We start from the raw sequence: 24,460 nt of genomic DNA, 5'->3' as shown, positions 1-24,460 counted from the left end.
GTTGTTCACGCTTCTACCAACCCCGCCGATGGCAAGGATCTTCCCGGGCCCGCGCCCCTTCAGGGGCGCCGGGAACCGCGCGACCAACCACGGAGGCCCGCAGCCGAGGAACGGTCCGCCCATGGCGACCGGCACTCCCGGCGAAACGCTCGCCGGGGCGCTCAGCGACCACTGGCAACCAGGATCGGCGCCCCAGAGGCGGGAACACGCGACAACAGCCCCCGCACGGCCAGCTCGGGAATCACCCCCTCCCCGAACCAGTACTTCTCCTCCAGATGCGGATACCCGGACAGCGCGAAGTGCTCGACGCCCAGCGCGTGGTACTCCTCGATCCGGTCGGCGACCTCGGCATTGCTGCCGACCAGCGCATCACCCGGGGCCGGCTGCTCCTGAACCTCGTCACCAGCGGCGACTCCACCGAGCAGCACCGCCTCGAAGCCCAACTGCTCGGCTGCCTTGGCTATTTGGGCCAGATACTCGATGTCGGGCGCGCGCACCCCACTGACTGCCGGGCGCGGTCGACGGGGTTGGCCGCGTAGGCGTGCCGGTCCACCAGGGTGCGGCCGTCGCCGCCCGTCGGCAGGAACCAGTGCAGACGTACGGTCATGGCGTCACGACTCCTTCGAGGGGCGGGGCGTGGTGGTGGACGGCGGCAGGTCGCCGTTGAAGCGGGTGTCCACGAAGTCGCCGAAGTCGACCTTGCGGGGGATGAGCTTCAGGCCGGTGAACGTGTCCGCGATCTCCTGCTCGGAGGCGATGAGCGGCTTGTCGATGGCCACCGGGACCCTGGTCGCGTTGGTCCGCTTCACCGAGGCCAGCGCCACCTCGTAGGGCAGCCCGGTGTCCTTCGCCCAGACCTTGGCCCACTCCTCGGGGTGCTCGTAGACCCAGTCCTGCGCGCGCCGCAGCCGCTCCAGATAGTCGGCGATCGCCGCGGCCTTCTTCTTGTCCTTGAGCGCTCCGGGCGCCGCCACCTGGAAGGTGAGCCCGTTGACCACGTCGTCGCCGTCCGTCAGGACCCTGCCCTGCTTGGCCTGCAGCACCTGGGAGGTGTACGGGTCCCAGACCGCCCACGCGTCGACCTTGCCGGAGGTGAACGCGGCCAGTGCGTCGGCGGGCTGGAGGTACTTCACCTTGACGTCGCCCAGCGTCAGCCCGGCCGCCTTGAGCGAGGAGACCAGCTGGTAGTGCGCGGACGAACCCTGCGCCACCGCGACCGACTTGCCCTTCAGCTCCTCGGCCTTCTTCAGCTTCGAGTCCGCGGGAACGAGGATCGCGTCTCCCTTGGACCTGCCGCGGTAGGCCGCGACGGCGGTGATCTTGGAGTTGGCGCCGGCCGCGAAGACCGGTGGAGTGTTGCCGACGCCGCCGATGTCGACGGCCTTGGCGTTGACTGCTTCCAGGAGGGGCGGACCGGATGTGAACGTCGACCACTTGATCTTGTAGTTGAGGTTCTTGAGTTCTCCTGCGGCTCGCAGCACCGCTTCCGAACCGCCCTTCTGGTCACCGACGTTGAGGGTGAGCGATCCCTTGCCGTCGGTTCCGTCGCCCGTCGAGGTGCTGGCCGACGAGTTCCCGCCGCAGGCCGCGGCCAGCAGGGCCAGGGGGAGGAGCAGGGCGGCGGGGACGAGGTGTCGTCGCATGAGGATTCCGTTCGGTTGGTTCAGGTGAGGGTGAGGGTGAGGGTGAAGGTGAAGGTGAAGGCGATGGCTTCGGGTGTGCATGGCCGGGCAAACGAGTGGTTCGGGTGCGTGTGGTTGCTCGACCGGGCGGTTCGGGGTCGCGTGGTGGTGTAACTGAGCTTCCTGGAGAGGGAGTTCAGACGGCTTCGGCGGCGGTGTCGACGCCCAGCCGTTCCAGCAGCCCTGCGCGCAGCTCGGCGAACCGCGGGTCGGTGATGTCCCGCGGACGGTCCAGCTCGACCTTGGTCTCGTACGCGATCACGCCGTCGTCCATCACGAGGACGCGGTCGGCCAGCAGCACCGCCTCCTCCACGTCGTGCGTGACCAGGAGCACGGCGCAGCCCCGCCGTTGCCACAGCTCGCCGACGAGCCGCTGTGCCTTGATCCGGGTCAGCGCGTCCAGCGCGCCGAACGGCTCGTCGAGCAGCAGCAGATCGGGTTCGCGCACCAACGCGCGGGCCAGTGAGGCACGTTGGGCCTCTCCGCCGGAGAGGGTCTTCGGCCAGGCGTCGGCCCGGTCGGTGAGGCCCACCTCGGTCAACGCCTGCTCGGCGACGGCGCGTTCGGGCTTTCCGGGCAGCCCGAGCAGGACGTTGCGCCACACCTTCTTCCACGGCATCAGCCGGGGTGCCTGGAAAGCGACAGCCTTGCGGCGCGGCACGAGGACGGTGCCCTCGATGTCGCGGTCGAGCCCGGCGAGGATGCGCAGGAGGGTGGACTTGCCGCAGCCGCTGCGACCGAGGAGGGCCACGAACTCACCCGGCCGCACGTCGAGTCGGAGGTTGTCGATGACGGCGGGGCCGTCGAAGGAGCGGGTCAGGCCTTCGACGCGTACCACCGAGGAGGGGGCGGGCGCGGCGGGAGCGGTCGTGACCTTCTCGGTGGTCACCGGCCGGTGAACGTCGGTCGCCATTGCAGCAGCAGCCTTTCGAGGGAGCGGACGATGAAGTCGGCGAGCAGGCCGAGGAAGGCGTAGACGATCAGGCAGACCACGATCACGTCGGTACGCAGGAAGTCGCGCGCCTGGACCATCAGGAAGCCGATGCCGGCGTCCGCGTTGATCTGCTCGGCGAAGACGAGCGCCAGCCAGGCGATGCCGAGCGAGTAGCGCAGACCGGTCATGGCACCCGGGAGGGCGCCCGGCAGGACGACATGCCGTACGAGTCCCCAGCGGGACAGGCCGAGGGACTCGCCGGCCTCGATCAGCTGCGAGTCGACGCCGCGGATGCCCGCGTACACGTTGAGGTAGAGCGGGAAGGACACACCCAGCGTGATGATCGCGACCTTCGGAGCCTCGCCGATGCCGAACCAGATGATGAACAGCGGGATCAGGCCGACGAACGGTACGGTCCGCAGCATCTGGACGCTCGCGTCGACGAGGTCCTCGCCGATCCTGAACAGGCCCGAGACCAGGGCGAGTCCGGTACCGACGATGGTGCCGAGCAGAAGGCCCACCGCGACGCGCTGGAGCGAGACACCCATCGCGTTCGTCAGCGACCCGTCGGAGACCAGATCGCCGGCCACCCGCGCGATGGTGCCGGGCGAGGCCAGGACGTCGGCCGTCAACACGCCCGTACCGCTGAGGACTTGCCAAAGGGCGAGCAGCAGTACGGGTCCGGAGGTGCGGCGCAGCCAGCGGGGGACGCGAGTGCGGCGGGTCGAGGCGGGGACGATGGGTTCGAGTTCGGGCAGGGCGTCGTGGTCGGTGGACTTGGTATCGCTGGACTCAGAGGCGGCAAGCTCTGGTATTCCCGGAATATCGGGTCCATGAGAGTCCGGCGGGGCATGGCTGATGCTCATGAGGGCTCCACGGCAGGAGAGCGACGGAGGGCGCGCACAGAAGAGATGCGGCGGTGCATGGGGGTGTGCGAGGGACGGGGGCGCGCGTCAGCGTCCCGGCATCGGCGTTGGCATCCGGCTCAGATCAGCCGGGCGTGCGGACGCGGGGGTGCGCTGAGGTGCAGGAGAGGTGAATCGGGTGAAAGGGCGTCAGTGTCCGCGGCGACACGCGGCGGAGGCCACCCGCAGCAGGTCGATGTGACCGCGCGTGGTGAGCATGGCTGAACGCAACATGCGGCTGAAAGTAGCCAGCTGGGCCGCGTACGGTCAATGGCGTCTCGCGGAGTGGACCTCGGGTATCACAGGTCGGGCGAGTGAGGTCCTGGTGGAGCGGGGGGAGCGACCGGCGGCGCGGGGCGGGGAATTGCCGGGACTGCTGGGAGGGGGAGCGGCGGTCGGGACTGTGGGGGCGGCCGGGACTGATGGGGTGCGGCCGGACCCGCGGAACCCGCAACGGGCGCGGACTCCGGCTACAGGTGCGGAATCCGGGGGATCGGCGAGGATTGGTCCATGTCCGATGCCTTCACCAGCCGTGTACTGAACATCGCCTCCGGATCCAGGGAGCGGGTCGTCGACCTCACCCGTGAATGCGAGGCATTCCTCCGCGAGGTCGCGGGCGGTCGCGACGGCCTGCTCAACGTCTTCGTGCCCCACGCGACAGCCGGCGTCGCCCTGATCGAAACGGGTTCCGGCAGCGACGAGGACCTGCTCGCCGCCCTCCACACCCTCCTCCCCGCGGACGACCGCTGGCAGCACCGCCACGGCAGCCCCGGCCACGGCCGCGACCACGTCCTCCCGGCAATCGTGCCCCCACACGCCACGCTGCCGGTACTGGGGGGCCGTCTGGAACTGGGGACGTGGCAGTCGGTGTGCCTGGTCGACACGAATCGGGACAACGCAGACAGGCAGGTTCGGTTGTCGTTCCTCGGTTGAGGGGTGGCGCGTGACGGCCGTAGGTGTGATGTGCCTTGGCTGTCAGCGGTTGCGTGGGGCGACCAGGCCTGATTCGTAGGCGAGGACCACGAGTTGGGCCCGGTCGCGGGTGTGGAGTTTGGTCATGGCCCGGTTGATGTGGGTTTTCGCGGTCATCGGGCTGATCACCATGTGGTCGGCGATCTGGTCGTTGGACAGGCCCTGTGCGGCCAGGGCGACCGCTTCGCGTTCGCGGCCGGTCAGCTTCTCCAGTGCGGCACCGGTGGCGGGGGGTGGCTGGGTGACGTACCGGTGGATCAGCTTGCGGGTGATGGACGGGGCGAGCAGAGCGTCGCCGCGGGCGGCCACCCGTACGGCGTGCAGGAGGTCCTCCGGCACGATGTCCTTGACCAGGAACCCGGCGGCGCCGGCGCGCAGCGCTTCGAAGACGTACTCGTCCATGCCGTAGTTGGTCAGCATGACGACGTGCACGTCGGCCAGGGCAGGGTCCGCGGCGATGCGCCGGGTCGCCTCGATACCGTCCATGACCGGCATCTGGATGTCGATGAGCGCGACGTCGGGCAGATGCTCCTTGACGAGCACCAAACCCTCTTCACCGTCGGCGGCTTCGGCCACCACCTCGATGTCGTCCTCGAGGCCGAGCAGCGCGCGGAAGCCGCTGCGGATGAGCGGCTGGTCGTCGACCAGCAGGACACGGATCATGATGCTCGTTCCACGGGGAGTTCGGCCTGGACGGTGAAACCGTGCTCGGCGCGCGGCCGCGCGCTCAGCCGGCCCCCGAGGGCGGTGACGCGTTCGCGCATGCCGAGCAGCCCGAGGCCGGGGGCCGGGGCGTCATCGGGGGCGGCCTTGCCGTCGTCGTCCACCTGGACGGCAAGGGAGTCGGGCCGGTATTCGATCCGGACCACCGCGGTGGTGGCACAGGCGTGCCGGGCGGTGTTGGTCAGCGCCTCCTGGACGATGCGATAGGCGGTCCGGCCCACGGCGGCCGGCACGTCGTGCCGTTGCCCTTCGATGGTCAGCGTCGCGTCCAGGCCCATCGAACGGGCGCGCTCCACCAGTTCCGGTATGTGCTCAAGGCTCCGCGGCGGGGTCGTGTCGTCGTCGCGCAGGGCCTCCAGAGTCGCGCGCAGCTCCCGGGTCGCCTCCCGTCCGGCCGTCCGGATCGCCAGCAGCGTTTCGGGCACCTGCTCACCACGCCTGCGGGCCACGTGGACGGCGACCTCGGACTGCACCTTGATGATCGAAATCTGGTGGGTGAGGGAATCGTGCAGCTCCCGCGCGATGTGGAGGCGCTCCTCGTCCGCGCGGCGCCGAGCGGTCTCCTCCCGGGTGCGCTCGGCTTCGTCCGCCCGCCGCTCGGCCTGCCGCAGCGCCTCGCCGGCGGCGAACGCGGCGATCAGCCAGGCGATCTCCAGTACGTTCCGGGCCTGCGTGAACGCCTCGCGCGCCGGCCCGTCGCGGAAGACCAGCGCCGTGAGAGGGAGGACGACGAGGAGGGACACGGATGCCACCACGGTCAGGGCACGGTGCCCGGCCCGCACGGCGCCGTACACCGCAACCAGGTACGAGACAGCGAGGATCTCAAAACCCGCCGCCTCGTACCCCACCGCGCACAGGCCGGTGACAGCCAGCACGGCAATCGGAGCCCTACGACGCGCGACCAGCGCCAGGCCGCCCGCCGCCAGCAGCACGGCGCCGAACAGCTCGCGTTCCCCGGCCGGGTGCTCCCCCGACAGCCCGGTTCCCAGCAGCAGTGCCGCCACGCTGACGGCAATCGCCCAGTCCATGGCGTCGGCCGGGACACGAAAACCCCCTGTGTCCATGCGCGCACCCTAGCCGGACGCCGTTGCGGGCGAGTCCCGCCCGCGGACGAGCGGCCGGCTACCGCACCCGCGGTACTTGCCCGCCGACTGCCGTATGCGCGGCAGCCGACTGCCATGTCGACGGCAGTCCGAAGAGACTGCCCCCGCGGGACGACCAGCAGGGTGGTCGACAGGCACGCTCAAGGCACAACGGAAACCGCGGAATTCGCCACGTGCGAAGGAGGAGAGTGGCATGAGTGCAACAGATGTCCTCACGGTGGCCGCCGAGGGCGGAGTCATCGGCGACGGGCGGACGGGGGCGAACCTGGCCCTCGGCGTGGGCCTGATCGGCGTCGCCATCGGCTGGCTGTCCCTGGCCCGCATCGCCGGCCGTATCAGCACGGGCAACGCGCGCACCGGCGCCATGGCGGCCATCGGGGTGGGCCTGGTCGGCACGGCCCTCGCGGCGCTGCACCTGGCCACCTCCAGTGGTGGTCCCGGCACCGGCAACGGGATGGTGGGAGCCATCGGGGCCATCCCCTTGGGGCTGATCGCCATGGCCCTCGGCCGGCGCGCGCTCTCCCGCTCCCGGCGCAGCGAGCGGGGCGCCGAACGCGTCGGACACGGGCGGGAGTTCGGGTCCACCTCATAAGCACCGCCGGACCTACGGAGACGGTCCGCCCGGGCATGTGAGTTCGGGGCGACACCCCGCTCGTGCAGGTGAGCGGCTCAGGACGTCCGGCGGGGGCTGATGGCCCGGCGTACGCCGTAGGCGGCGATGCCGGCGGCCAGGACCAGGGTCCCCCATGCGACGGAGCCGGCGGGCAGGGTGAAGGCAAGCACCAGGCAGCCGGCCAGGCCGACCGCGGGGACGATGCGGGGCGGACGGTTCTCGTCCGGTGTGAGCGTCCAGGCGGAGGCGTTGGCGACGGCGTAGTAGACGAGGACGCCGAAGGAGGAGAAGCCGATCGCGCCCCGTACGTCGGCTGTGGCGGCGAGCACCACGACGACGGCGCCCACCAGCAGTTCAGCGCGGTGCGGCACCTGGAAGCGCGGATGAACGGCGGCCAGGACGTGGGGCAGGTGCCGGTCACGGGCCATCGCCAGCGTGGTGCGGGAGACACCCAGGATCAGCGCGAGCAGGGAGCCGAGCGCGGCGACGGCCGCCCCGACCCGCACGACGGGCGCCAGCCAGTCCGCCCCCGCGGCCCGCACCGCATCCGACAGCGGCGCGGCCGTCTCGCCCAGCCCCCGGGGGCCGAGCACCATCAGGACGGCGACCGCCACGGCCGCGTACACGACAAGTGTGAGGCCGAGGGCGAGCGGGATGGCGCGAGGGATGGTGCGCGCGGGGTCGCGGACCTCCTCGCCGAGGGTGGCGATGCGGGCGTACCCGGCGAAGGCGAAAAACAGCAGGCCCGCCGCCTGCAGCACGCCGGTGACGGTGGCATCGGAGCCGACATCCAGCCGGACGGTGTCCGCCGCCGACGAGGTGAGGCTCGCGACCACGACCGCCGCAAGCACCGCCAGCACGACGGCGACGACAGACCGGGTCAGCCACGCGGACTTCTGGATCCCGGCATAGTTCACAGCGGTCAGTGCCACCACCGCGGCGACCGCCACCGCGTGGGCGTGATCGGGCCACACATACGAGCCGACGGTCAGCGCCATCGCCGCACAGGAGGCGGTCTTGCCGATCACGAAGGCCCAGCCGGCCAGGTAGCCCCAGAAGTCGCCGAGGCGTTCGCGGCCATAGACGTACGTGCCGCCGGAGGCCGGATAGCGGGCGGCCAGCCGGGCGGAGGAGGTGGCGTTGCAGTACGCCACCACCGCGGCCACCGCCAGAGCGACCAGCAGCCCGGAGCCGGCCGCGCGGGCGGCCGGGGCGAGCGCCGCGAAGATGCCCGCGCCGATCATCGAGCCCAGCCCGATGAGGACGGCGTCGCCGACGCCGAGCCGCCGCTGGAGCTGAGGTGACGCGGAATCGGCGGGCTGACTCATGACGTGCCTCCGTCTTCCGGCATTGAGCGTCGTGACTCCCGACAGCAAGGTACATCAATTCGGTTTGATGTATTTTGGCTTCATGAGGCCCTCGGATCCTGCCGCTCCGACGTTCGTGCAGCTGGCCGCCCACCCGCTGCGGTGGAAGCTGCTGACCGAACTGGCCACGAGTGACTACCGGGTTCGTGAACTGGTGGAGCGGGTCGGTCAGCCACAGAACCTGGTCTCCTACCATCTGCGGCTGCTGCGCGGCGGCGGGCTGGTCACCGCCCGCCGCAGCAGCTTCGACGCCCGCGACAGCTACTACCACCTGGACCTGGAGCGATGCGCCCACGCCCTCGCCCACGCCGGTAGCGCCCTGCACCCGGCGCTGGGATTCGCCCCCGCCCCGCCGCCGCCCTCGACGTGGCCTTGGCCTGAGAGGCGGCCCACCGTCCTGTTCACCTGCACCGGCAACAGCGCCCGCTCCCCGATCGCCGAGGCTCTGCTGCGCCACCGCACCGACGGTCGGGTCGAGGTGGCCAGCGCCGGCAGCCATCCCAAACCCCGGATCCATTCCGATGCCGTGCGGGTCCTGCGTGAGCACCACGGCCTCGACATCTCGGGGCAGCGTCCACGACACCTGGACACCCTGATCGGCCGCCGGTTCGACTATGTGATCAGCCTGTGCGACAAGGTCCGCGAAGTCTGCCCCGACTTCGGCGACCAGGTGCGGCTGGTGCACTGGAGCATCCCCGACCCGGCTGCAGCCGCCGGCCCCGGCCCGACCGGCCACCCCGCATTCGTCCGCACGGCAGCAGGGATCGACACCCGTATCCGCTACCTGCTGCCGCTGCTCATCCCCACGCCACAGGAGGTTCAGCCGTGACCACGTCCGACCAGTTCGCCGGCGTCCGCTACCTTGTCGACGACGTCCAGGCGGCCATCGACTTCTACACCACCCACCTGGGCTTCACCCTCCGCAGCCACCCCGCCCCCGCCTTCGCCGACGTGACCCGCGGGCCGCTGCGGCTGCTGCTGTCCGGCCCCGCCAGCTCCGGCGCTCGCGCCACCCCCAGCGACCTCGGCGCCGGGGGCAACCGCATCCACCTGATCGTCGACGGCCTCGACGCCGAGATCGACCGGCTGCGCAGCGCCGGACTGACCTTCCTCAGCGATGTGGTCTCGGGCCCCGGCGGGCGTCAGATCCTGCTCACCGACCCTGCCGGCAACCTCATCGAACTGTTCGAACCCGCCCGCTAGGCGAAGCGCATTCCCGCCCGCCGCGGTGGGCCTGTGCCGGTGGATGTGGGTCCACCAGTGACAGTGCGCGGAATCCTGAAACCGGAGAATCGTGAATCATTGATTCCTGGTGCACGGGCGCCGCACGAGTGCTGCTCGTCCCGACCGGCAGCGCTCGGCTGATCATGAACATCTTGTTGCAGGCCGCGCCGCTTCCCTTTCGGGCGCCGATACTGGCCGGGCGATCGAGGAGCCGGGGGGGGGCGACGGTGGACTGGACGGTGCCGGGAGGGCTGGCCGTCGGCCTGCTGATAGCGACCGTAACCGCGCCGGTCGGCGTGTCCGGCGCGGTGTTCCTCCTGCCCATCCAGCTGAGCGTCTTCGGCGTGCCCAACCCGGCGGTCAGCGCGACCAACCTGCTGTTCAACGTCGTCGCCGGGCCCGGTGCCCTGTGGCGCTACCGCCACGACGGCACACTGCGCGGCGACCTCGCCCGGCGTCTGGTGCTGGGCACGCTGCCGGGCGTCGTCCTCGGCGCTGCCATCCGCGTCTTCGCCCTGCCAGGTCCGGACGTATTCCGGCTCCTGATCGCCACTCTGCTGCTGCCGCTGGGGCTGTGGCTTTGCCTGCGGGCCCTTTCCCCGGCGCACCAACAGCATCCGCCCGCTGGAGAGTTGGGGCCTCGCACGCTCACTGGTATCGCGCTGGCGGTCGGCGTGGTCGGGGGCGTCTATGGCATCGGCGGTGGTTCGCTGCTCGGCCCGGTTCTCGTCGGTCGCGGTCTGCCCGTCGCACGCGTTGCTCCGGCCGCGCTCGCCGCCACGTTCGCCACCTCCCTTGTCGGCGCAGTCGCCTACGCGCTGCTGTCACTCGTGAGCTCCGGAGAGGTCGCCCCCGACTGGTGGCTCGGCCTCGCATGCGGCATCGGCGGCCTGATCGGCGGTTACCTCGGGGCTCGCCTCCAACCCCGCCTGCCCGAACGAGCCCTGCGACTTCTGCTCGGCACCCTCGCCACAGCCCTCGGCGCCCTGTACGCCGCTCAGACCCTGAACTGAGCCCACCCAGTGGGGAACTACGACGGAGGACCTGAACGGGCGTTCGGCATTGGACAACGGGTAACGGGCAACGAGGAACCCTGTCCACGACTCCGGCTCTGCTGTCCACCCCGCGGGCAGAGCGGGGCCCTCCACGGCGACGGTGAGCATCGGCCAGAGCAAGGACCACGTCAAACGGTTGTGCCTTCCATGTTCTCGGCGTCTCATCGGACAGGTCGTTCGGGGATCCTCGGAAGAACCTTTCCAGCGATGTCGAGGAGAACGCTGTCGTCCGCGAGGGCTCCGGATGTGCTCCACACGGTGATGTCGCAGTAGCCGCCCCGGTCCTTGCTGTCGAGGGCCACGGTCAGCGTCCTGGCCAGGGGACCTTGTTCGACCGGTCCGCCGGATCCGCTGCTTCCGAGATTGATCTCGAACTTCATGGTGTGAGCCGAGGAGAAGACCGCGGGCCGACCGAGAACCGTAAGGGTCTTGATGTCCGTCTCGTCCCCGAACTTCATCAGCTTCACGTACTGGTCAGTCGTCAGCTCGTTGTAAGTGGCCGAGACGTTCACGGTGTACGTGTCGAACGTGACCTCGGCCTCCGGTTGGGCGACCTTCCCATCGGTCAGGGGAGCGGTGTTGTTGGTGCCGGAAGCAGCGGTCGGCGTCTCTCCAGGCGTTCCCAGGAGCTTGGCCAGGTCCGGCCGGTTGAGCGCCTTGCACAGCTCTTCACCGGTCACAGGCTGGGGCGTCTGCTTGTAGGTCTTCGGCAACTCCTCGTGTGTCCCGTCCGAACACGAGGCGGGCTGCGGGGTGCTGACGTCGGAAGGCATCATGCGTGGGCCCACCCACAGCGCGGCCGCGAGTGCCCCGAACACGGCCACGGCCGCAACGGCCTGGCCCCATGCGTTGTGATCCTTCTCCGGAGTGACCGGGCCGGGACGAGGCCCCGTTCCGACCTGGGCCTGCGCCTGCGCCTGCACCTGGGTCTGGGCCTGGGCGGCAGCATCGACCGCAGCCCCGTCTGCGGAGGCTGCCGGACTCGGGTTCCGGCGTGCGCGCAAGGCCCGGACCATTGCATGGACGCGTATTGCGGTGAACACGAGGAACACCGCGCCGAGACCGGCCGCGACCCGATCGTGATCGCGCACGGCGAGATACGTGATGCGTACGCCGAGAACGGACCCGACCGCGATGAGGAGGGGTTCGCGGACCCAGAACGGCAGGAGACGGAGGAGGAAACCGAGCATCCGGTGATCTCACCAGGACAAGACCACATTCGCCGTGGTGGAAGCCACAATTCCGGGTACGTGCGGGCCCTGCCGATCAAGAGACGCCAAGCCGGCGATCCCGAGACCGCTTTCGGGGCGTCAGCGGGTGCGGGCGCTTGCGGCCAAGCCCTTGCTCTCGACGTCCATCTCGACCTGTCCGCGCTGATCGTTTTCGCGTTCTTCCAGCGACGGTTCGTCCAGGGCGTCTCCAGTTCCGCCGTCAAGGACTGAGCCAGAGCTGCCTGACGCAGCGGCCGTAAAAACGCGTTGGCCGGCCGCCGTCGAGCTGCGACGATGCCCCTGTTTCCCCAGCGGAGGGCATTTGTTCGTTTTCGTGTGTGCGGGGTGCGGCGCCAGGCTGACCACCCCGCTGTCCCAGGTGGCCCTGCCGGTCCACGCCCATCAGAAGTACGGGAACGGGATTCAGCTCCCGGTGCTCATGGAGTCGGGCACGTTCGCCGTGGACCCGGAACCCTCGGGGCCGCCGTGGCGGACGTGGGAGGAGATCGATCCGGACGAGGCGGAGGCCTGCGGCATCTATGCGCCGGTCCATGCCCTGTCCGGTGGCGCGCCCGGTGCGATCGTCATCGCGCCGGGAGACGCACGCTGCACCGTGCTGATCCCGGAGAAGGGCGGCGGCTACTGCTGCGGACTCGACGGGGCCGACGGCCCCAACATGGCCTGCGAGGCATGCGGCCTGCCCGTGGCGAGCAGAATCGACGACTGCTCGCTCTGGCAGGCGGTGTGGCTCGCCCCGAACGCCGTGCGTCGCCGCTCCGTCTCCGCCGACGCCGCACCGCTTTCCTGGGCGGAGCTGACGGCAGAGGGGAAGGGCACGCCCCCGTTCGAGCCGATCGCCACGTGGGGATCCCGGCTGGGGTCGAGCCACTGGTGGTCATGGAGCCCGCAGTGGGAGGCGGCAGTCGGCCAAGCGCTCGCCCACTTGCTGGTGGCCTCGGAGGGCCGGCCGGTGACCGTCCCGGACGGCCTGATCGCGGACGTGTTCCAACGCGCCCTCGACGCCCTGCTGCCCGCAGGTCCGTCTGCGCGGCGCGCCGTCCTGGCCGGACCGGGAAGATGCGCCCCCTACGCGAACGCCGACATCCTCCTCGTGCCTGCCCATCCGCAGACGGGGCAGACCTGGACCCCGCCCGACCCGGCCGCCTCGGCATACTCGGTGCCGCTGCCGTTCGGGATATGGCTGTGGCTGGCCTCCCCCGAGCCGTACTTGCCCGTCCCTGCGGCGGGCGGCATGCCCGACGGCGTCCTCCGCGACGACCCGCCCGCGCCGCGCCCCCGTCACCTGTTCCGGGCCGACCCGGGAGTGTTCCAGCACGCCCTGGTCCGGCTGCCGGCCGTCCGCAGCCCGTGGCTGCGCGAGATCCTCGAGAACCTCACGCAGCACATGCGTGCCCGCCTCTTCTAGCCAACTGACAGAATGCGCCTACGCCGGTTTTGCAGCGCTCCGCCGGCGCATGAGGGCCGCTGTTCCCGGAATGGCCGATCGCAGCGCCCGACAAGGGAGATTGAGCCGACAGGGCCGCATGGACGGCGACCTGTGATCCGAGGCTGTCCACGCGGTTCTCGGTCGGACCGATCCGCCCGGTTCGGTTGTCGTTCCTTGGCTGAGGGGCAGCGGCCGCCTGCTGCCGACCGGCCTCCCAAGCGGCCGCCGCCTGGCGCTTGGCCGCAGCAAGCGTGAGCAGTCCCGTGAGACCTCCGCCGTCGATCGCGGCCCCGGCCGCGATCAGCGCCGCGCATGACGGCCTCGTCCGTGTCAGGCGTTGAGCGCCGCCAGTACCACGGACCTGGCCTCCTCCTGGACCTGGCGCAGATGGTCGGGGCCGAGGAAGGACTCGCCGTAGATCTTGTAGACGTCTTCCGTGCCCGAAGGGCGGGCCGCGAACCAGGCGTTGGTGGTGGCGACCTTGATACCGCCGAGGGCGGCGCCGTTGCCGGGGGCCTCGGTGAGGACCGTGGTGACCGGCTCGCCAGCGAGGGTGTCGGCGGTGACCTGGGCCGGCGACAGCTTGGCGAGCAGGGCCTTCTCCTCGCGGGAGGCCGGGGCGTCGACGCGCGCGTAGGCGGGGGCGCCGAAGCGGTCGGTGAGCTGCGCGTAGTGCTGCGACGGGGTCTTGCCGGTGACGGCCGTGATCTCGGAGGCGAGCAGGGCCAGGATGATGCCGTCCTTGTCCGTGGTCCACACCGAGCCGTCGCGGCGCAGGAACGACGCGCCGGCCGACTCCTCGCCGCCGAAGCCGAGCGTTCCGTCGGACAGGCCGTCCACGAACCACTTGAAGCCGACGGGGACTTCGACCAGCGGCCGGCCGACGTCCGCCGCGACCCGGTCGATCATGCTGGACGACACCAGGGTCTTGCCGATCCCGGCGCCCGCGGGCCACTGCTCCCGGTGCGAGAACAGGTATGAAATCGCCACGGCCAGGTAGTGGTTGGGGTTCATCAGGCCCCCGTCCGGTGTGACGATGCCGTGCCGGTCGGCGTCGGCGTCGTTGCCCGTGGCGATGTCGAACCGGTCGCGCTGCTCGATGAGCGAGGCCATGGCGTACGGCGAGGAGCAGTCCATGCGGATCTTGCCGTCCCAGTCCAGCGTCATGAAGCGCCAGGTGGGGTCGGTGAGCGGATTCACCACCGTGAGGTCGAGCCGGTGCTGTTCGGCGATCCGGCCCCAGTAGGCGACCGAGGCGCCGCCCAGCGGATCGGCGCCGATGCGCACTCCGGCGGACCGGATCGCCTCCAGGTCCAGCACGTTCGGCAGGTCGGCCACATAGGTGCCGAGGAAGTCGTACCGGCCGGTGCCGGGTGCGGCCAGGGCGCGGGTGCAGGGGATGCGCCGTACGTCCTTGAGGCCGCCGGTGATGATCTCGTTGGCGCGGTCCTGGATCCAGGAGGTCGCCTCGGAACCGGCGGGGCCGCCGCTCGGCGGGTTGTACTTGAAGCCGCCGTCGGCGGGCGGGTTGTGCGAGGGGGTGACCACCACGCCGTCGGCGAGCGCCGAGGTGCGGTTGCGGTTGTGGGTGAGGATGGCGTGCGAGACGGCCGGGGTGGGTGTGTAGCCGTCGGTCTGGTCGATGAGGACGGTGACGTCGTTGGCGGCGAACACCTCCAGGGCCGTGATCCGCGCGGGCTCGGACAGGGCGTGGGTGTCGGCGCCGAGGAAGAGGGGGCCGTCGGTGCCCTGAGCGGCGCGGTACTCGCAGATGGCCTGGCTGGTGGCCGCGATGTGGTCCTCGTTGAACGCCGCCGCCAGGGACGAGCCGCGGTGTCCCGAGGTGCCGAACGCCACCCGCTGCCCGGGATCGGCCGGGTCCGGGTGCAGCGCGTAGTACGCCGTGACCAGGCGGGCCACATCGATGAGGTCCTCGGGCCCGGCGACCTGCCCCGCTCGCGCGTTCTGCATGTGCCCGCTCCTCCGCAAGAGTCGACCATTGGGTACGGCCCTCATTCTCCCCTGCCCGGCCCGCAGCGACGCGCACCGGGCGGCCGTGGTGGCACGCGTGCGGCGGGTACGACGATGCGAACGTCGCGCGCAACACCGCGCGGGCGGCACGAAGACACTAGGCCGCGCTCAGCAGAGTCCCACCTCCCGACCCCCTGCCGGACTTCGCCGACGAGGTGACACAGCGCTTGGTAAACGACATGTCAGGGACGCCATGGGACGGGCGGGCGTCGGTTTTACGTTCGAAGGCCCCCCAAAGGGCTACGCCCGGGTCTTCGACTCGTCCAGCCTCGTCCACCTCGGAACAACCGATGCGGCGCTCACGGAGGTTGGCGTCACGGACAAGGCAGGTGAGGCGGGTGAGGTGCCGGGCAGCTCACCCTGAGTGAGCCGCCAGAGGGCGTCCGCCGCGGCGGACGCCCTCTCGTGTGCCGTCTCGTCTTCACCGGCTCCACTGTTTTCCCGGATCCCCCGTGATCCGGTCACGGCGCGGGGATCAGTACTGCTCGGTCTCCACGAAACCCGCGTCCGCGTCGTCGTCGGCGCCGAAGGCGTCGGCGGCGGCGGTGGGGTCGAATCCGGGCGGGCTGTCCTTGAGGCCCAGGCCCATGCCGGCGAGCTTCGCCTTGACCTCGTCGATGGACTTCGCACCGAAGTTGCGGATGTCGAGCAGGTCGGCCTCGGAGCGGGCGACCAGCTCACCCACGGAGTGGACGCCCTCGCGCTTGAGGCAGTTGTAGGAGCGGACGGTGAGGTCGAGCTCCTCGATCGGCAGCACCAGGTCGGCGGCGAGGGCGGCGTCCGTCGGGGACGGGCCCATGTCGATGCCCTCGGCGTCGATGTTGAGCTCACGGGCCAGACCGAACAGCTCGACCAGGGTCTTGCCGGCCGATGCCATGGCGTCACGCGGAAGCATGGCCTGCTTGGTCTCGACGTCGACGATCAGCTTGTCGAAGTCGGTGCGCTGCTCGACACGCGTGGCCTCGACCTTGTACGTGACCTTGAGGACCGGCGAGTAGATCGAGTCGATCGGGATGCGCCCGATCTCCTGGCCGACCTGCTTGTTCTGCACGGCGGAGACGTAGCCGCGACCGCGCTCGACGGTCAGCTCCATCTCCAGCTTGCCCTTGCCGTTGAGCGTGGCGAGGACGAGGTCGGGGTTGTGGACCTCGACACCGGCCGGGGGCGCGATGTCGGCGGCGGTGACCAGACCCGGGCCCTGCTTGCGCAGGTACATCACGACCGGCTCGTCGTGCTCCGAGGAGACGACCAGCTGCTTGATGTTGAGGATCAGGTCGGTGACGTCCTCCTTGACGCCCGGCACGGTGGTGAACTCGTGCAGGACACCGTCGATGCGGAGGCTGGTGACAGCAGCGCCGGGGATCGACGAGAGGAGCGTGCGGCGGAGCGAGTTGCCGAGGGTGTAGCCGAAGCCCGGCTCCAGCGGCTCGATCACGAACCGGGAGCGGAACTCGTCAACGACCTCTTCGGTCAGGGACGGACGCTGAGCAATGAGCACGAGGTGTTGCCTCCAGTAGTTTGGCGCCCGCTATGTGACGCCGTAGACACCTCGAAGGGTACGGGCGTTCCGGGCGTTCCGGTCTCACCGGAGGCCGAACCGCCGTCTCCGACCCGGCGAGGAAGCTGCGGGCCTTCCTTCCGCCACCGAGGAGGACTCGGCTCCGGTCAGCTCGTACGACCGGTGGTTTCGGCAGGAATTGCGCCTGTTTCGGGAACGGGAATCGCACCTCTTTCGGGCAGCGGACCCGAACCTACGGCGACGGCTTGCGCCACACCGAGATGTGCTTCGCCGAGTCCTCGGTGAACGGTTCTCCGGACCAGTCCGCGACACGCCGTTCCAGTTCGAGCCCCGCGAGCCGGGCCATCAGGTCGAGCTCCGCCGGCCACGCGTACCGGTGCCGTGAACTGTCGCGGCGGTAGTGATCGCTGTCGCTGTCGCCGTGGCCGTCGCTTTCGCGGGTGAAGTGGTGCGAGACGAGGATCTGCTCGACCAGGTCGAAGGTGTCGAAGCCGAGATGCCGCTCGGACACGTCGAACGGCACCGCCACCTGCCCAGGCGGCAGGAACCGCAGCGGCGGCACGCCCAGCTCGATGACGAATCGGCCGCCGGGCGTCAGGTGGCGCGCGGCGTTGCGGAAGCACTCGACCTGCTCGTCCTGGGTGAGCAGGTTCGTGATGGTGTTGTAGACGAGGTAGACCAGCGTGAAATCGCCCGGGACGACGGTCGTGGCCATGTCCCCGATGGTGACCGGGAGCGTTTCCTCGTCGACCTTGCGCCGCAGCACCGCCGCCATGTGCTCGGACAGCTCGATGCCCGCCACCGGCACGCCGCGTTCCCGGAGCGGGACGCCCACCCGTCCCGTTCCGATCGCGAACTCCAGCGCCCGGCCGTCTCCGGCGAGGTCGGCGAGAAAGGCGAGAGTCGGTCCCAGAAAGGCGGCCGAGGACCTTTCGTTCTCCTCGGTGTCGTAGCGGTCGGCGTTCGCACGGGTCCACAGCTCACTGCTCGTCACGACCAGTCACTCTGCCGGGCACCGTGAGGCGGTGTCGACGCATTTTCCTTCCGGCGCGCGGCAGGACGAGCCGTGGGATCGGATCGGGCCGGATCTGATCCGGTTCGGTTCGAGTGATTGACCGTGTTCCGTCAGATGGAGATGCTGGAGCAGAGGACTGAACGCGAAGCACTCTTATGAACGCCGTGTCCAGTCTGTCCAGGTACACCAGTAATGATCTGTTCGATCCTGAACCCCCACGCAGGAAGGCAGGAACAGACATGCAGGAGATCCAGGAGCCCCAGGAGATCAGCAGGACCCAGGAGACGCCGGACCGGTCCGGAGCCACCTTCACCGGTGGGACGGGCTGGCAGTCACCCGAGTACGAGGTCGTCGACACCGCGCTCGAAGTGACGGCGTACGCACTGGTCACGCGGTAACCCCGCCGCTGTGCTGCTGCAGGTGCTCGGCACCGCGGCGGGCGGCGGACTGCCCCAGTGGAACTGCGCGTGTCCCGGCTGTGCCGGGGCACGCGCCCATCCGGAGCGGCGCCGCCGCCACGCGTCCCTCGCCGTGCGAGCGGACGCCGGTCGCTGGTACATCGTCAACGCCACCCCCGACATCGGGGACCAGATCGAGGACACCCCCGCGCTTCACCCCGGTCCCGGCGCCCGGCAGACCCCGGTCGCGGGCGTCGTCCTCACCGACGCCGAACTCGACCACACCCTCGGCGTCGCGCGGCTGCGCGAGGCGGACGGCGTGGAACTGGCCGCCACTGCCCCGGTGCGCGAGGCACTGCTCACCGGCCCGCGCCTCGGAGCCGTGCTCGGACCGTACACGGAGCTGCTCTGGCGGGAGTTGGGCACGGCTCCGCTGCCACTCGGCCCGGAACTGGAGGCCGTCGCCGTGCCCATCGCCGCCAAACGACCCCGGTACGCGGCGGGAACGGGCGCCGACGACCCGCGCTGGGTGGTCGCCCTCGTACTCCGCGAACCGTCCACGGGGAAGACCCTCGTCTACGGCCCCGCCCTCGCCGCCTGGCCCCACGCGCTGCAGGAGGCCGCCGAGGCCGCCGACTGCGTCATCGTCGACGGCACCTTCTGGGACGAGGACGAGCCCGTGCGCACCGGGATCTCCAGCAGGACCGCCAGCGGCATGGGACATCTGCCGATCGACGGCTCCGCCGGCACCGCGCACCGACTGACCGGGCTGCGTGCCCGCTGTCTGTACACGCATCTCAACAACACCAACCCCCTGACCGACCCGGACGACGACCGGCACAAACAACTGGCCGACCGGGGACTAGAGGTCGCCGCCGACGGAATGGTCATCGAGCTGTGACGACAACACCTGTACGGGACACGACCGCCCGGGACCGCCAGAACCCCTGGAGCCGCGCGGAGTTCGAAGCGCGGCTGCGCGACATCGCCGCCACTCGCTACCACGACCGCCACGTCTTCAACGTACGGATGCACGAGGGCGCACTGACCCCGGCCGAGCTGCGACGCTGGATCGCCAACCGCTTCCACTACCAGCGGCACATCCCCGTCAAGGATGCCCTGATCCTCGCCAAGTTCGAGGACCCGGCGCTGCGCCGCATGTGGCTGCGCAGGATCGTCGACCACGACGGCGTACGGGAGGGGGAAGGCGGCATCGAGCGCTGGCTGCGGCTCGGCGAGGCGGCCGGGCTCGACCGGGAACGGCTGTGGTCGGCCGAGGACGTACTGCCCGGGGTGCGGCTTGCCGTCGACGGATACGTCAACTTCTGCCGGCTCAGGTCCCCGCTGGAGGCCGTCGCCGCCTCCCTCACCGAGTTGTCCGCTCCCGGAATCATGCGCACCCGCATCGCCGCCTTCGAACACCACTACCCGTGGATCGAGTCAGAGGGGCTCGCCTACTTCCGTACCCGCGTCGAGCAGGGCAGCCGGGACAGCGCCGAGGCGCTCGCACTGGTCGAACGGTGGGCGCTCACCCGAGAGGAACAGGAACGGGCCGTCGCCGCGCTCGCCTTCAAATGCGACGTGCTGTGGTCGCTGCTCGATGCCGTGGACGGGGCGGGGGAGCGGCCATGAAACCCCTGCGGGAGGCGCCTCCCGGTGGCAGCGCCTCGGCCACGAACGAGGCCGAGAACGCGAACGCCAGCGAGAGCGCGGGCGAGACCGCGGGCGAGAGCGCGAACGGGGGCGAGAACGAGCACGCGGGCGCGGGCACCGTTGCGGACGCCGCGGACTGGAGCCCCGCGCTGAGCCGGTCCGTCATGCTCCGGCACGACCGGGTGCGCGGCACCGACCTGTTGCTCATGCCCGAACGCGTGGTCGTGCTGCGGGGCAGCGCGGGTACCGTCCTGAGGCTCTGCGACGGCCGACGCCAAGTCACGGCGATCGTCGCGGAGTTGGCCGAGCGCTATCCCGGCGCGTCCGTCGCCACGGAGGTTCCGGAGTTCCTCGGGCGGCTGCGCGAGGAGGGCTGGATTCGATGACCGGGACCTCCGCCGCGCCCATCGCCCCTCCCTGGGCGCTGCTCGCGGAACTCACGCACGGCTGCCCGCTGCACTGCGCCTACTGTTCCAACCCCTTGGAACTGGTGCGCAGATCCGCCGAACTCCGTACCGACGAGTGGGCCGACGTCATGCGCCAGGCCGGGGAGCTCGGCGTCGTCCACACGCACCTGTCCGGCGGTGAACCGCTGCTGCGGCGCGACCTGCCCGAGATCGTCGGGGCGGCCGACTCGGCGGGCATCTACACCCAGTTGGTCACCAGCGGCGTCGGCCTGACCCGGGAGCGGCTGACCGGCCTCACCGACCGCGGGCTGCGCAGCGTCCAACTCTCCGTGCAGCACGCCGAATCCGCCGCCTCCGACCGGATCGCCGGGACCCGCTCCTTCGCCGCCAAGCGGAAGGCCGCGGCCCTGGTCCGGGAGGCTGGACTGCCGTTGGGCCTGAACGTCGTGCTCCACCGGGACAACCTGGACGCGATCGGCGCCCTCCTCGATCTGGCACTCGACTGGGGAGCCGAGCGGATCGAGCTGGCGAACACCCAGTTCTACGGCTGGGCGCTGGTCAACCGGGACCGGCTGCTGCCCGGCCGGGAGCAGATCGACCGGGCACGGGCCGTCGTCGAGGCCCGGCGGGAGCAACTGGCCGGACGGGTGGACGTGGTGTGGGTGGTGCCGGACTACATCGACGGGATCGCCAAGCCCTGTATGGGCGGCTGGGGTGCCGTCTCGCTGACCGTGGCACCCGACGGCACGGTGCTGCCCTGCCCGGCCGCCGCCACACTGCCGGGGCTCGACGCCCCGAACGTCAAAGACCGTTCCCTGGAGTGGAGTTGGCGTCATTCGCCCGCGTTCCACCGCTACCGGGGCACCGGCTGGATGGCCGAACCCTGCCGTTCCTGCCCCGAGCGGGAGACCGATCTCGGGGGCTGCCGCTGCCAGGCGTACGCGCTCACCGGTGACGCCTCCCGCACCGATCCCGTGTGTCGGCTGTCCCCCGACCACGGTGTCGTACGGACGCTCGTCGAGGCACCCGTGTCGCGGGCCGCCCTGCCGACGGTCCCCCGTTCCCATCCATCGCGAGGCGCCCCGCAGGGCCCTCGGAGGGTGTGACCCACCACCAGATCCCTTCCAACCCCCACTTGGAGGACCGATGCGAACGACCAGCAGGCGCATGACCCGCAGAGCGCTGACCGCGGGCGCGGCCCTGTCCCTGACCGGGCTGTTGCTCACGGGAGTCCCCGGACTCGGAACGGCCCAGGCCGACACCGCCGACACCACCGCCCCAGCGGCAGTCACCGGCGTACCGACCGGCGTCACCCCCATCACCACCGGGCTGACCGTCCCCTGGGGCGTCGGCTGGCTGCCCGACGGCTCCCACGCCCTGGTCACCGAGCGCGACGACTTCCGGGTCTGGAAGGTCACCCCCGACGGCGCCAAGACCCAGGTCGGTACCGTGCCCAACAGCCAGACCACCGGCGGCGAGGGCGGACTCATGGGCGTGGCCGTCGACCCCGGCTGGGCCACCAACCGCTACGTGTACTTCATGCACACCGCCGCCGAAGGCAACCGCATCGCCCGCATGACGTACAACGGCACCTCGCTCACCGGCTACACGGTGATTCTCCAGGGCATCAGCAAGGCCCGGTACCACAACGGCGGACGGCTGGCCTTCGGCCCCGACGGCTATCTGTACGCCACGACCGGCGACGCCCAGAACACGGCTCTCGCCCAGGACCGGAACTCACTCAACGGCAAGATCCTGCGCCTGACCACCTCCGGGCAGCCGGCCCCCGGCAACCCGTTCGGGAACCACGTCTACAGCCTCGGCCACCGCAATCCGCAGGGACTCGCCTTCGACCGCAACGGGCGGCTGTGGGAGGCCGAGTTCGGCAACACCCGGTTCGACGAGCTGAACCTGATCAAGCCCGGCGCCAACTACGGCTGGCCCACCTGCGAGGGCACCTGCTCGACCGCCGGGATGACCAACCCGAAGAAGACCTGGACCACCGGCGAGGCCTCGCCCAGCGCCATCGCCATCGCCGACAACGTCGTCTACATGGCGGCGCTGCGCGGTGAACGCCTCTGGCGCATCCCCATCGACGGCGACACCGAGAACGTGGGCACGGCGACGGCGTACTACATCGGCACGTACGGCCGGCTCCGTACGGTCGTCAAGGTGCCCGGCCGCGAGCAGCTGTGGCTGACGACCACCAACGCCGACGCCAACGGAGGCGAGCCGGACGGCGCGGACCGAGTCCTGCGGGTGACCCTGGGCTGACCGCCGAGGCCGGTCCGGAGAGGTGACGGCTCCTCGGACCGGTCCGGTCGGCCGGTCCGGTCGGCCGGTCAGCCCGGCGCGTGCGTTTCGTGTGGGCTCGCCCGGCGCACGATCGGCCGCTCAGCGGACGCGGCTCTCGAAGCACTCCTCCCTGCCGTCCGACGCCGGACGGAAGCAGGCCCGTACGACAGTGCCGGAGCGGGTGGTGGTCATCGGGGTGTAGACGTACGCCGCCGCGTCGGCCTCGTCCTCGACCTCGGCAGAACGGGGGCGGCCGTCCGCGGTCACCTCCAACCGGTCGCCGATCCGCGTTCCCCACATCCGGGCCCAACTGGTCCCGCACGTCCGGCTGTGGCGCAGTTCCAGCATCGCTCCCGAGGCGGTGCGGTGCGAGGCGAGGGTCTGCGGCCCGACCCCGCACTTCATGTCCATCGGGTTCCGGCCCTCGCACGCAGCTCCCCGGCAACGGGGCCCGGTGGCGGACGGGGACGGGGAGGGGGAGGACGACGAGCGTGGCGCGTCCTGGCCCAGGACGAGGAAGAGAGTGATCGCCACACCGCCGACGACCACGGCGCACACCGACGCGAGCACCGCCACGGCCGCACCCTTGCGCCCGGCATGCGTGTCGTCCAGCGACGCCGGAGCGGACGCCTCGGACGGGACCGGTTCCGGAGCCGGTGACGGCGCCTTTGCGGGCGTGTCCGTACGTCGTTCCTGTGCCGCGCGCCCGCTCCACTCCGACTCCGCGATCTCCCACAGCGCCAGACAGCGCCCCTCCGGTTCGCCGGCGAGCCGGCACAGTTCCCGCACCGCGTCGCGCGGCGGCACGCTCTTGCCGTTGAGGTAGCGCTCCCAGGACGACTTGCTGAACGCGGTCCGTTCCGCCAGGCCCACCATGCTCAGGCCCGTGCGTGTCCGCAGGTCCCGCAGTGCGGCCGCCAGTCGTGCACGTTCCGGCGACGGCGTCGTGCGCGTCATCGCCGTAGTGCTCCCCAGGTGTGCCGGCCGATGATGCCGTCCACCACGAGGCCCGCCCGCTTCTGTAACTGCTCGACCGCGCTCTTGGTGTGCGGACCGAAGATCCCGTCGACGACCCCCGGGGCGAGGCCCGCCCTGCGCAGCAGACACTGCGCCTCGGCCACCTCCGGACCGGCGAGGCCCTCCGCCAGGACGGCGTCCCGGGTACGGCTGTTGCCCGCGTACCAGCGGCCGTCGATCCGCTCCACCTCGCAGGCGTACGTACGCGGCCCCGACGGCGACGCCGACGGCGACACGGACGAGGTGGCCGAGCCGAGAGGGGTTGCCGACGCCCTGCTGTCGCCGTCCGAGAGCCGTACGGCCAGCAGGACCGCCGAGGAGACGGCCAGCACCAGGGCCACGGACCCCGCCACCAGCGCGACGCGCAGCGAACGCCCGTGCCGTGTCTGCTCGTTCGGGGCCGACGGGCTGTACGGCCCGGTGTCGTCGGCTCCGGCTGCCCGAAGCGCGCCGGCCGCTTCAACCGTGTGAGCCGCTCCAGCCGCTCCAGTCGTGCCGGTCGGGCCAGTTGCATCGGATGGTTCCGGTGTTTCCGGCGCCGACGTGCCCGCGCGTCCCTCTCCCCAGGCCTCGGCGGCGACCTCGTGCAACGCGAGCAGCCGGGTCGGATCGTCACCGCCGATCCGGGCCATCGCCTCCACGGCCTCCCGGGGCGGCAGCGACCGCCCGCCCAGGTACCGCTCCCACGAAGACGCGCTGTACCCCGTCTTCGCCGCCAGCTGCCGCAGGCTCAGGCCGCTGTGGTCCTTGAGCCGGCGTAGGCGCACCACCAACTGCCGTACACGCGGATCCAGTTCTCCGGGCAGCGCTTTCCAACGCGACATGTTCCCCCCACTCGCGTTCGCGGACCATGGTCAGCGGTCCAATTTCCCGCGCATTCTGCATCAGC

27 protein-coding genes and 1 pseudogene are annotated in these 24,460 nt (G+C 70.8%); 13 read left to right on the top strand and 15 right to left on the bottom strand.

What is annotated here, in order from left to right; all coding sequences use genetic code 11:
- Positions 1-161 precede the first annotated feature (161 nt).
- The 6 genes and pseudogenes from ACZ5VQ_RS27660 to ACZ5VQ_RS27635 all read right to left on the bottom strand — a co-directional run.
- A pseudogene (locus tag ACZ5VQ_RS27660) lies at positions 162-374 on the bottom strand (alkanesulfonate monooxygenase); the annotation flags it as partial.
- Between the two features lie 86 nt (positions 375-460).
- Positions 461-607 (bottom strand): hypothetical protein, encoded by a 147-nt coding sequence (locus tag ACZ5VQ_RS27655; protein WP_469107236.1) that lies wholly within the window; start codon positions 605-607, stop codon positions 461-463.
- A gap of 4 nt (positions 608-611) precedes the next feature.
- Positions 612-1,643 (bottom strand): ABC transporter substrate-binding protein, encoded by a 1,032-nt coding sequence (locus tag ACZ5VQ_RS27650; RefSeq protein WP_469107235.1) that lies wholly within the window; start codon positions 1,641-1,643, stop codon positions 612-614.
- A 175-nt stretch (positions 1,644-1,818) separates the two neighbouring features.
- The gene (locus ACZ5VQ_RS27645) at positions 1,819-2,595 is read right to left on the bottom strand and encodes an ABC transporter ATP-binding protein (protein WP_469107234.1); all 777 of its coding nucleotides are present in this window, start codon (positions 2,593-2,595) and stop codon (positions 1,819-1,821) included.
- Complete coding sequence (locus ACZ5VQ_RS27640; protein WP_469107233.1) at positions 2,568-3,482, bottom strand: ABC transporter permease; 915 nt, start codon at positions 3,480-3,482, stop codon at positions 2,568-2,570. Before ACZ5VQ_RS27640 ends, ACZ5VQ_RS27645 begins: the two co-directional genes overlap by 28 nt.
- Before the next feature lie 189 nt (positions 3,483-3,671).
- On the bottom strand, positions 3,672-3,740 hold the full coding sequence (locus ACZ5VQ_RS27635) for a putative leader peptide (RefSeq protein WP_369693269.1): 69 nt from the start codon (positions 3,738-3,740) through the stop codon (positions 3,672-3,674).
- Between the two features lie 291 nt (positions 3,741-4,031).
- On the opposite strand from ACZ5VQ_RS27635, the gene ACZ5VQ_RS27630 reads away from it, so the two are divergent.
- The gene (locus ACZ5VQ_RS27630) at positions 4,032-4,454 is read left to right on the top strand and encodes a secondary thiamine-phosphate synthase enzyme YjbQ (RefSeq protein WP_362068294.1); all 423 of its coding nucleotides are present in this window, start codon (positions 4,032-4,034) and stop codon (positions 4,452-4,454) included.
- A 42-nt stretch (positions 4,455-4,496) separates the two neighbouring features.
- Here ACZ5VQ_RS27630 and ACZ5VQ_RS27625 read toward each other — a convergent pair whose 3' ends face one another.
- Complete coding sequence (locus tag ACZ5VQ_RS27625) at positions 4,497-5,156, bottom strand: response regulator transcription factor (protein WP_362068297.1); 660 nt, start codon at positions 5,154-5,156, stop codon at positions 4,497-4,499.
- Entirely contained in the window at positions 5,153-6,280 is a 1,128-nt protein-coding gene (locus ACZ5VQ_RS27620) for a sensor histidine kinase (protein ID WP_469107232.1), read from the bottom strand. Before ACZ5VQ_RS27620 ends, ACZ5VQ_RS27625 begins: the two co-directional genes overlap by 4 nt.
- Before the next feature lie 232 nt (positions 6,281-6,512).
- Between ACZ5VQ_RS27620 and ACZ5VQ_RS27615 the strand changes: the two genes are divergently transcribed.
- Positions 6,513-6,911, top strand: a complete 399-nt coding sequence (locus ACZ5VQ_RS27615; RefSeq protein WP_469107231.1) for a DUF6223 family protein — start codon at positions 6,513-6,515, stop codon at positions 6,909-6,911.
- 77 nt (positions 6,912-6,988) lie between these two features.
- Here the strand turns inward: ACZ5VQ_RS27615 and ACZ5VQ_RS27610 are convergent, their stop codons facing one another.
- The gene (locus ACZ5VQ_RS27610) at positions 6,989-8,260 is read right to left on the bottom strand and encodes an APC family permease (RefSeq protein ID WP_469107230.1); all 1,272 of its coding nucleotides are present in this window, start codon (positions 8,258-8,260) and stop codon (positions 6,989-6,991) included.
- 82 nt (positions 8,261-8,342) lie between these two features.
- Between ACZ5VQ_RS27610 and ACZ5VQ_RS27605 the strand changes: the two genes are divergently transcribed.
- From ACZ5VQ_RS27605 to ACZ5VQ_RS27595, 3 genes are all read left to right on the top strand, one after another.
- Positions 8,343-9,128: an arsenate reductase/protein-tyrosine-phosphatase family protein gene (locus ACZ5VQ_RS27605; RefSeq protein WP_469107229.1), complete on the top strand. Its 786-nt coding sequence runs from the start codon at positions 8,343-8,345 to the stop codon at positions 9,126-9,128.
- A complete protein-coding gene (locus tag ACZ5VQ_RS27600; RefSeq protein WP_469107228.1) occupies positions 9,125-9,502 on the top strand; it encodes a VOC family protein in 378 nt (125 codons plus the stop codon). The genes ACZ5VQ_RS27605 and ACZ5VQ_RS27600 overlap by 4 nt, the downstream gene beginning before the upstream one ends.
- Before the next feature lie 248 nt (positions 9,503-9,750).
- Positions 9,751-10,536, top strand: a complete 786-nt coding sequence (locus ACZ5VQ_RS27595) for a TSUP family transporter (protein ID WP_469107227.1) — start codon at positions 9,751-9,753, stop codon at positions 10,534-10,536.
- A 203-nt stretch (positions 10,537-10,739) separates the two neighbouring features.
- On the opposite strand, the gene ACZ5VQ_RS27590 is transcribed toward ACZ5VQ_RS27595, so the two are convergent.
- Positions 10,740-11,582, bottom strand: a complete 843-nt coding sequence (locus tag ACZ5VQ_RS27590) for a DUF6215 domain-containing protein (RefSeq protein WP_469107226.1) — start codon at positions 11,580-11,582, stop codon at positions 10,740-10,742.
- A gap of 15 nt (positions 11,583-11,597) precedes the next feature.
- On the opposite strand from ACZ5VQ_RS27590, the gene ACZ5VQ_RS27585 reads away from it, so the two are divergent.
- Together ACZ5VQ_RS27585 and ACZ5VQ_RS27580 are read left to right on the top strand one after the other, a co-directional pair.
- Complete coding sequence (locus tag ACZ5VQ_RS27585; protein WP_469107225.1) at positions 11,598-12,020, top strand: hypothetical protein; 423 nt, start codon at positions 11,598-11,600, stop codon at positions 12,018-12,020.
- Positions 12,021-12,111: 91 nt separating this feature from the next.
- Complete coding sequence (locus ACZ5VQ_RS27580; RefSeq protein WP_469107224.1) at positions 12,112-13,215, top strand: hypothetical protein; 1,104 nt, start codon at positions 12,112-12,114, stop codon at positions 13,213-13,215.
- Positions 13,216-13,566: 351 nt separating this feature from the next.
- Here ACZ5VQ_RS27580 and pgm read toward each other — a convergent pair whose 3' ends face one another.
- The 3 genes from pgm to ACZ5VQ_RS27565 form a co-directional block, all read right to left on the bottom strand.
- The gene (gene pgm / locus ACZ5VQ_RS27575) at positions 13,567-15,207 is read right to left on the bottom strand and encodes a phosphoglucomutase (alpha-D-glucose-1,6-bisphosphate-dependent) (protein ID WP_469107223.1); all 1,641 of its coding nucleotides are present in this window, start codon (positions 15,205-15,207) and stop codon (positions 13,567-13,569) included.
- A 535-nt stretch (positions 15,208-15,742) separates the two neighbouring features.
- A complete protein-coding gene (locus ACZ5VQ_RS27570) occupies positions 15,743-16,765 on the bottom strand; it encodes a DNA-directed RNA polymerase subunit alpha (protein WP_055614988.1) in 1,023 nt (340 codons plus the stop codon).
- A gap of 253 nt (positions 16,766-17,018) precedes the next feature.
- Positions 17,019-17,780, bottom strand: a complete 762-nt coding sequence (locus ACZ5VQ_RS27565) for a class I SAM-dependent DNA methyltransferase (RefSeq protein ID WP_469107222.1) — start codon at positions 17,778-17,780, stop codon at positions 17,019-17,021.
- A 287-nt stretch (positions 17,781-18,067) separates the two neighbouring features.
- On the opposite strand from ACZ5VQ_RS27565, the gene pqqA reads away from it, so the two are divergent.
- The 6 genes from pqqA to ACZ5VQ_RS27535 all read left to right on the top strand — a co-directional run bounded on the left by pqqA (position 18,068) and on the right by ACZ5VQ_RS27535 (position 22,533).
- The gene (pqqA, locus tag ACZ5VQ_RS27560; RefSeq protein WP_307531887.1) at positions 18,068-18,199 is read left to right on the top strand and encodes a pyrroloquinoline quinone precursor peptide PqqA; all 132 of its coding nucleotides are present in this window, start codon (positions 18,068-18,070) and stop codon (positions 18,197-18,199) included.
- A gap of 10 nt (positions 18,200-18,209) precedes the next feature.
- On the top strand, positions 18,210-19,100 hold the full coding sequence (gene pqqB, locus ACZ5VQ_RS27555) for a pyrroloquinoline quinone biosynthesis protein PqqB (RefSeq protein ID WP_469107221.1): 891 nt from the start codon (positions 18,210-18,212) through the stop codon (positions 19,098-19,100).
- Positions 19,097-19,831 (top strand): pyrroloquinoline-quinone synthase PqqC, encoded by a 735-nt coding sequence (gene pqqC / locus ACZ5VQ_RS27550; RefSeq protein ID WP_469107220.1) that lies wholly within the window; start codon positions 19,097-19,099, stop codon positions 19,829-19,831. The genes pqqB and pqqC overlap by 4 nt, the downstream gene beginning before the upstream one ends.
- The gene (pqqD, locus tag ACZ5VQ_RS27545; protein WP_469107219.1) at positions 19,828-20,238 is read left to right on the top strand and encodes a pyrroloquinoline quinone biosynthesis peptide chaperone PqqD; all 411 of its coding nucleotides are present in this window, start codon (positions 19,828-19,830) and stop codon (positions 20,236-20,238) included. The genes pqqC and pqqD overlap by 4 nt, the downstream gene beginning before the upstream one ends.
- The gene (pqqE, locus tag ACZ5VQ_RS27540) at positions 20,235-21,365 is read left to right on the top strand and encodes a pyrroloquinoline quinone biosynthesis protein PqqE (protein ID WP_469107218.1); all 1,131 of its coding nucleotides are present in this window, start codon (positions 20,235-20,237) and stop codon (positions 21,363-21,365) included. Before pqqD ends, pqqE begins: the two co-directional genes overlap by 4 nt.
- A 61-nt stretch (positions 21,366-21,426) precedes the next feature.
- Positions 21,427-22,533, top strand: coding sequence for a PQQ-dependent sugar dehydrogenase (locus tag ACZ5VQ_RS27535; RefSeq protein ID WP_469107217.1), 1,107 nt, complete (start codon positions 21,427-21,429; stop codon positions 22,531-22,533).
- A 120-nt stretch (positions 22,534-22,653) separates the two neighbouring features.
- Here ACZ5VQ_RS27535 and ACZ5VQ_RS27530 read toward each other — a convergent pair whose 3' ends face one another.
- Positions 22,654-23,511, bottom strand: coding sequence for a helix-turn-helix domain-containing protein (locus tag ACZ5VQ_RS27530; protein ID WP_469107216.1), 858 nt, complete (start codon positions 23,509-23,511; stop codon positions 22,654-22,656).
- Complete coding sequence (locus ACZ5VQ_RS27525; RefSeq protein WP_469107215.1) at positions 23,508-24,395, bottom strand: peptidoglycan-binding protein; 888 nt, start codon at positions 24,393-24,395, stop codon at positions 23,508-23,510. Before ACZ5VQ_RS27525 ends, ACZ5VQ_RS27530 begins: the two co-directional genes overlap by 4 nt.
- Positions 24,396-24,460 lie beyond the last annotated feature (65 nt).

The sequence above is a fragment of the Streptomyces sp. NPDC033178 genome, from assembly GCF_055577685.1.
The sequence above is the reverse complement of the archived record's forward strand: the minus strand, read 5'-3'. Positions and strand labels throughout refer to the sequence as shown.

Excerpts from the sequence above, each read along its gene's own strand:
- ACZ5VQ_RS27655 (WP_469107236.1), bottom strand. The coding sequence starts at position 607 with ATGACCGTACGTCTGCACTGGTTCCTGCCGACGGGCGGCGACGGCCGC.
- ACZ5VQ_RS27650 (WP_469107235.1), bottom strand. The coding sequence starts at position 1,643 with ATGCGACGACACCTCGTCCCCGCCGCCCTGCTCCTCCCCCTGGCCCTG.
- ACZ5VQ_RS27645 (WP_469107234.1), bottom strand. The coding sequence starts at position 2,595 with ATGGCGACCGACGTTCACCGGCCGGTGACCACCGAGAAGGTCACGACC.
- ACZ5VQ_RS27640 (WP_469107233.1), bottom strand. The coding sequence starts at position 3,482 with ATGAGCATCAGCCATGCCCCGCCGGACTCTCATGGACCCGATATTCCG.
- ACZ5VQ_RS27630 (WP_362068294.1), top strand. The coding sequence starts at position 4,032 with ATGTCCGATGCCTTCACCAGCCGTGTACTGAACATCGCCTCCGGATCC.
- ACZ5VQ_RS27625 (WP_362068297.1), bottom strand. The coding sequence starts at position 5,156 with ATGATCCGTGTCCTGCTGGTCGACGACCAGCCGCTCATCCGCAGCGGC.
- ACZ5VQ_RS27620 (WP_469107232.1), bottom strand. The coding sequence starts at position 6,280 with ATGGACACAGGGGGTTTTCGTGTCCCGGCCGACGCCATGGACTGGGCG.
- ACZ5VQ_RS27615 (WP_469107231.1), top strand. The coding sequence starts at position 6,513 with ATGAGTGCAACAGATGTCCTCACGGTGGCCGCCGAGGGCGGAGTCATC.
- ACZ5VQ_RS27610 (WP_469107230.1), bottom strand. The coding sequence starts at position 8,260 with ATGAGTCAGCCCGCCGATTCCGCGTCACCTCAGCTCCAGCGGCGGCTC.
- ACZ5VQ_RS27605 (WP_469107229.1), top strand. The coding sequence starts at position 8,343 with ATGAGGCCCTCGGATCCTGCCGCTCCGACGTTCGTGCAGCTGGCCGCC.
- ACZ5VQ_RS27585 (WP_469107225.1), top strand. The coding sequence starts at position 11,598 with ATGGACGCGTATTGCGGTGAACACGAGGAACACCGCGCCGAGACCGGC.
- pgm (WP_469107223.1), bottom strand. The coding sequence starts at position 15,207 with ATGCAGAACGCGCGAGCGGGGCAGGTCGCCGGGCCCGAGGACCTCATC.
- pqqD (WP_469107219.1), top strand. The coding sequence starts at position 19,828 with ATGAAACCCCTGCGGGAGGCGCCTCCCGGTGGCAGCGCCTCGGCCACG.
- pqqE (WP_469107218.1), top strand. The coding sequence starts at position 20,235 with ATGACCGGGACCTCCGCCGCGCCCATCGCCCCTCCCTGGGCGCTGCTC.
- ACZ5VQ_RS27535 (WP_469107217.1), top strand. The coding sequence starts at position 21,427 with ATGACCCGCAGAGCGCTGACCGCGGGCGCGGCCCTGTCCCTGACCGGG.
- ACZ5VQ_RS27530 (WP_469107216.1), bottom strand. The coding sequence starts at position 23,511 with ATGACGCGCACGACGCCGTCGCCGGAACGTGCACGACTGGCGGCCGCA.
- ACZ5VQ_RS27525 (WP_469107215.1), bottom strand. The coding sequence starts at position 24,395 with ATGTCGCGTTGGAAAGCGCTGCCCGGAGAACTGGATCCGCGTGTACGG.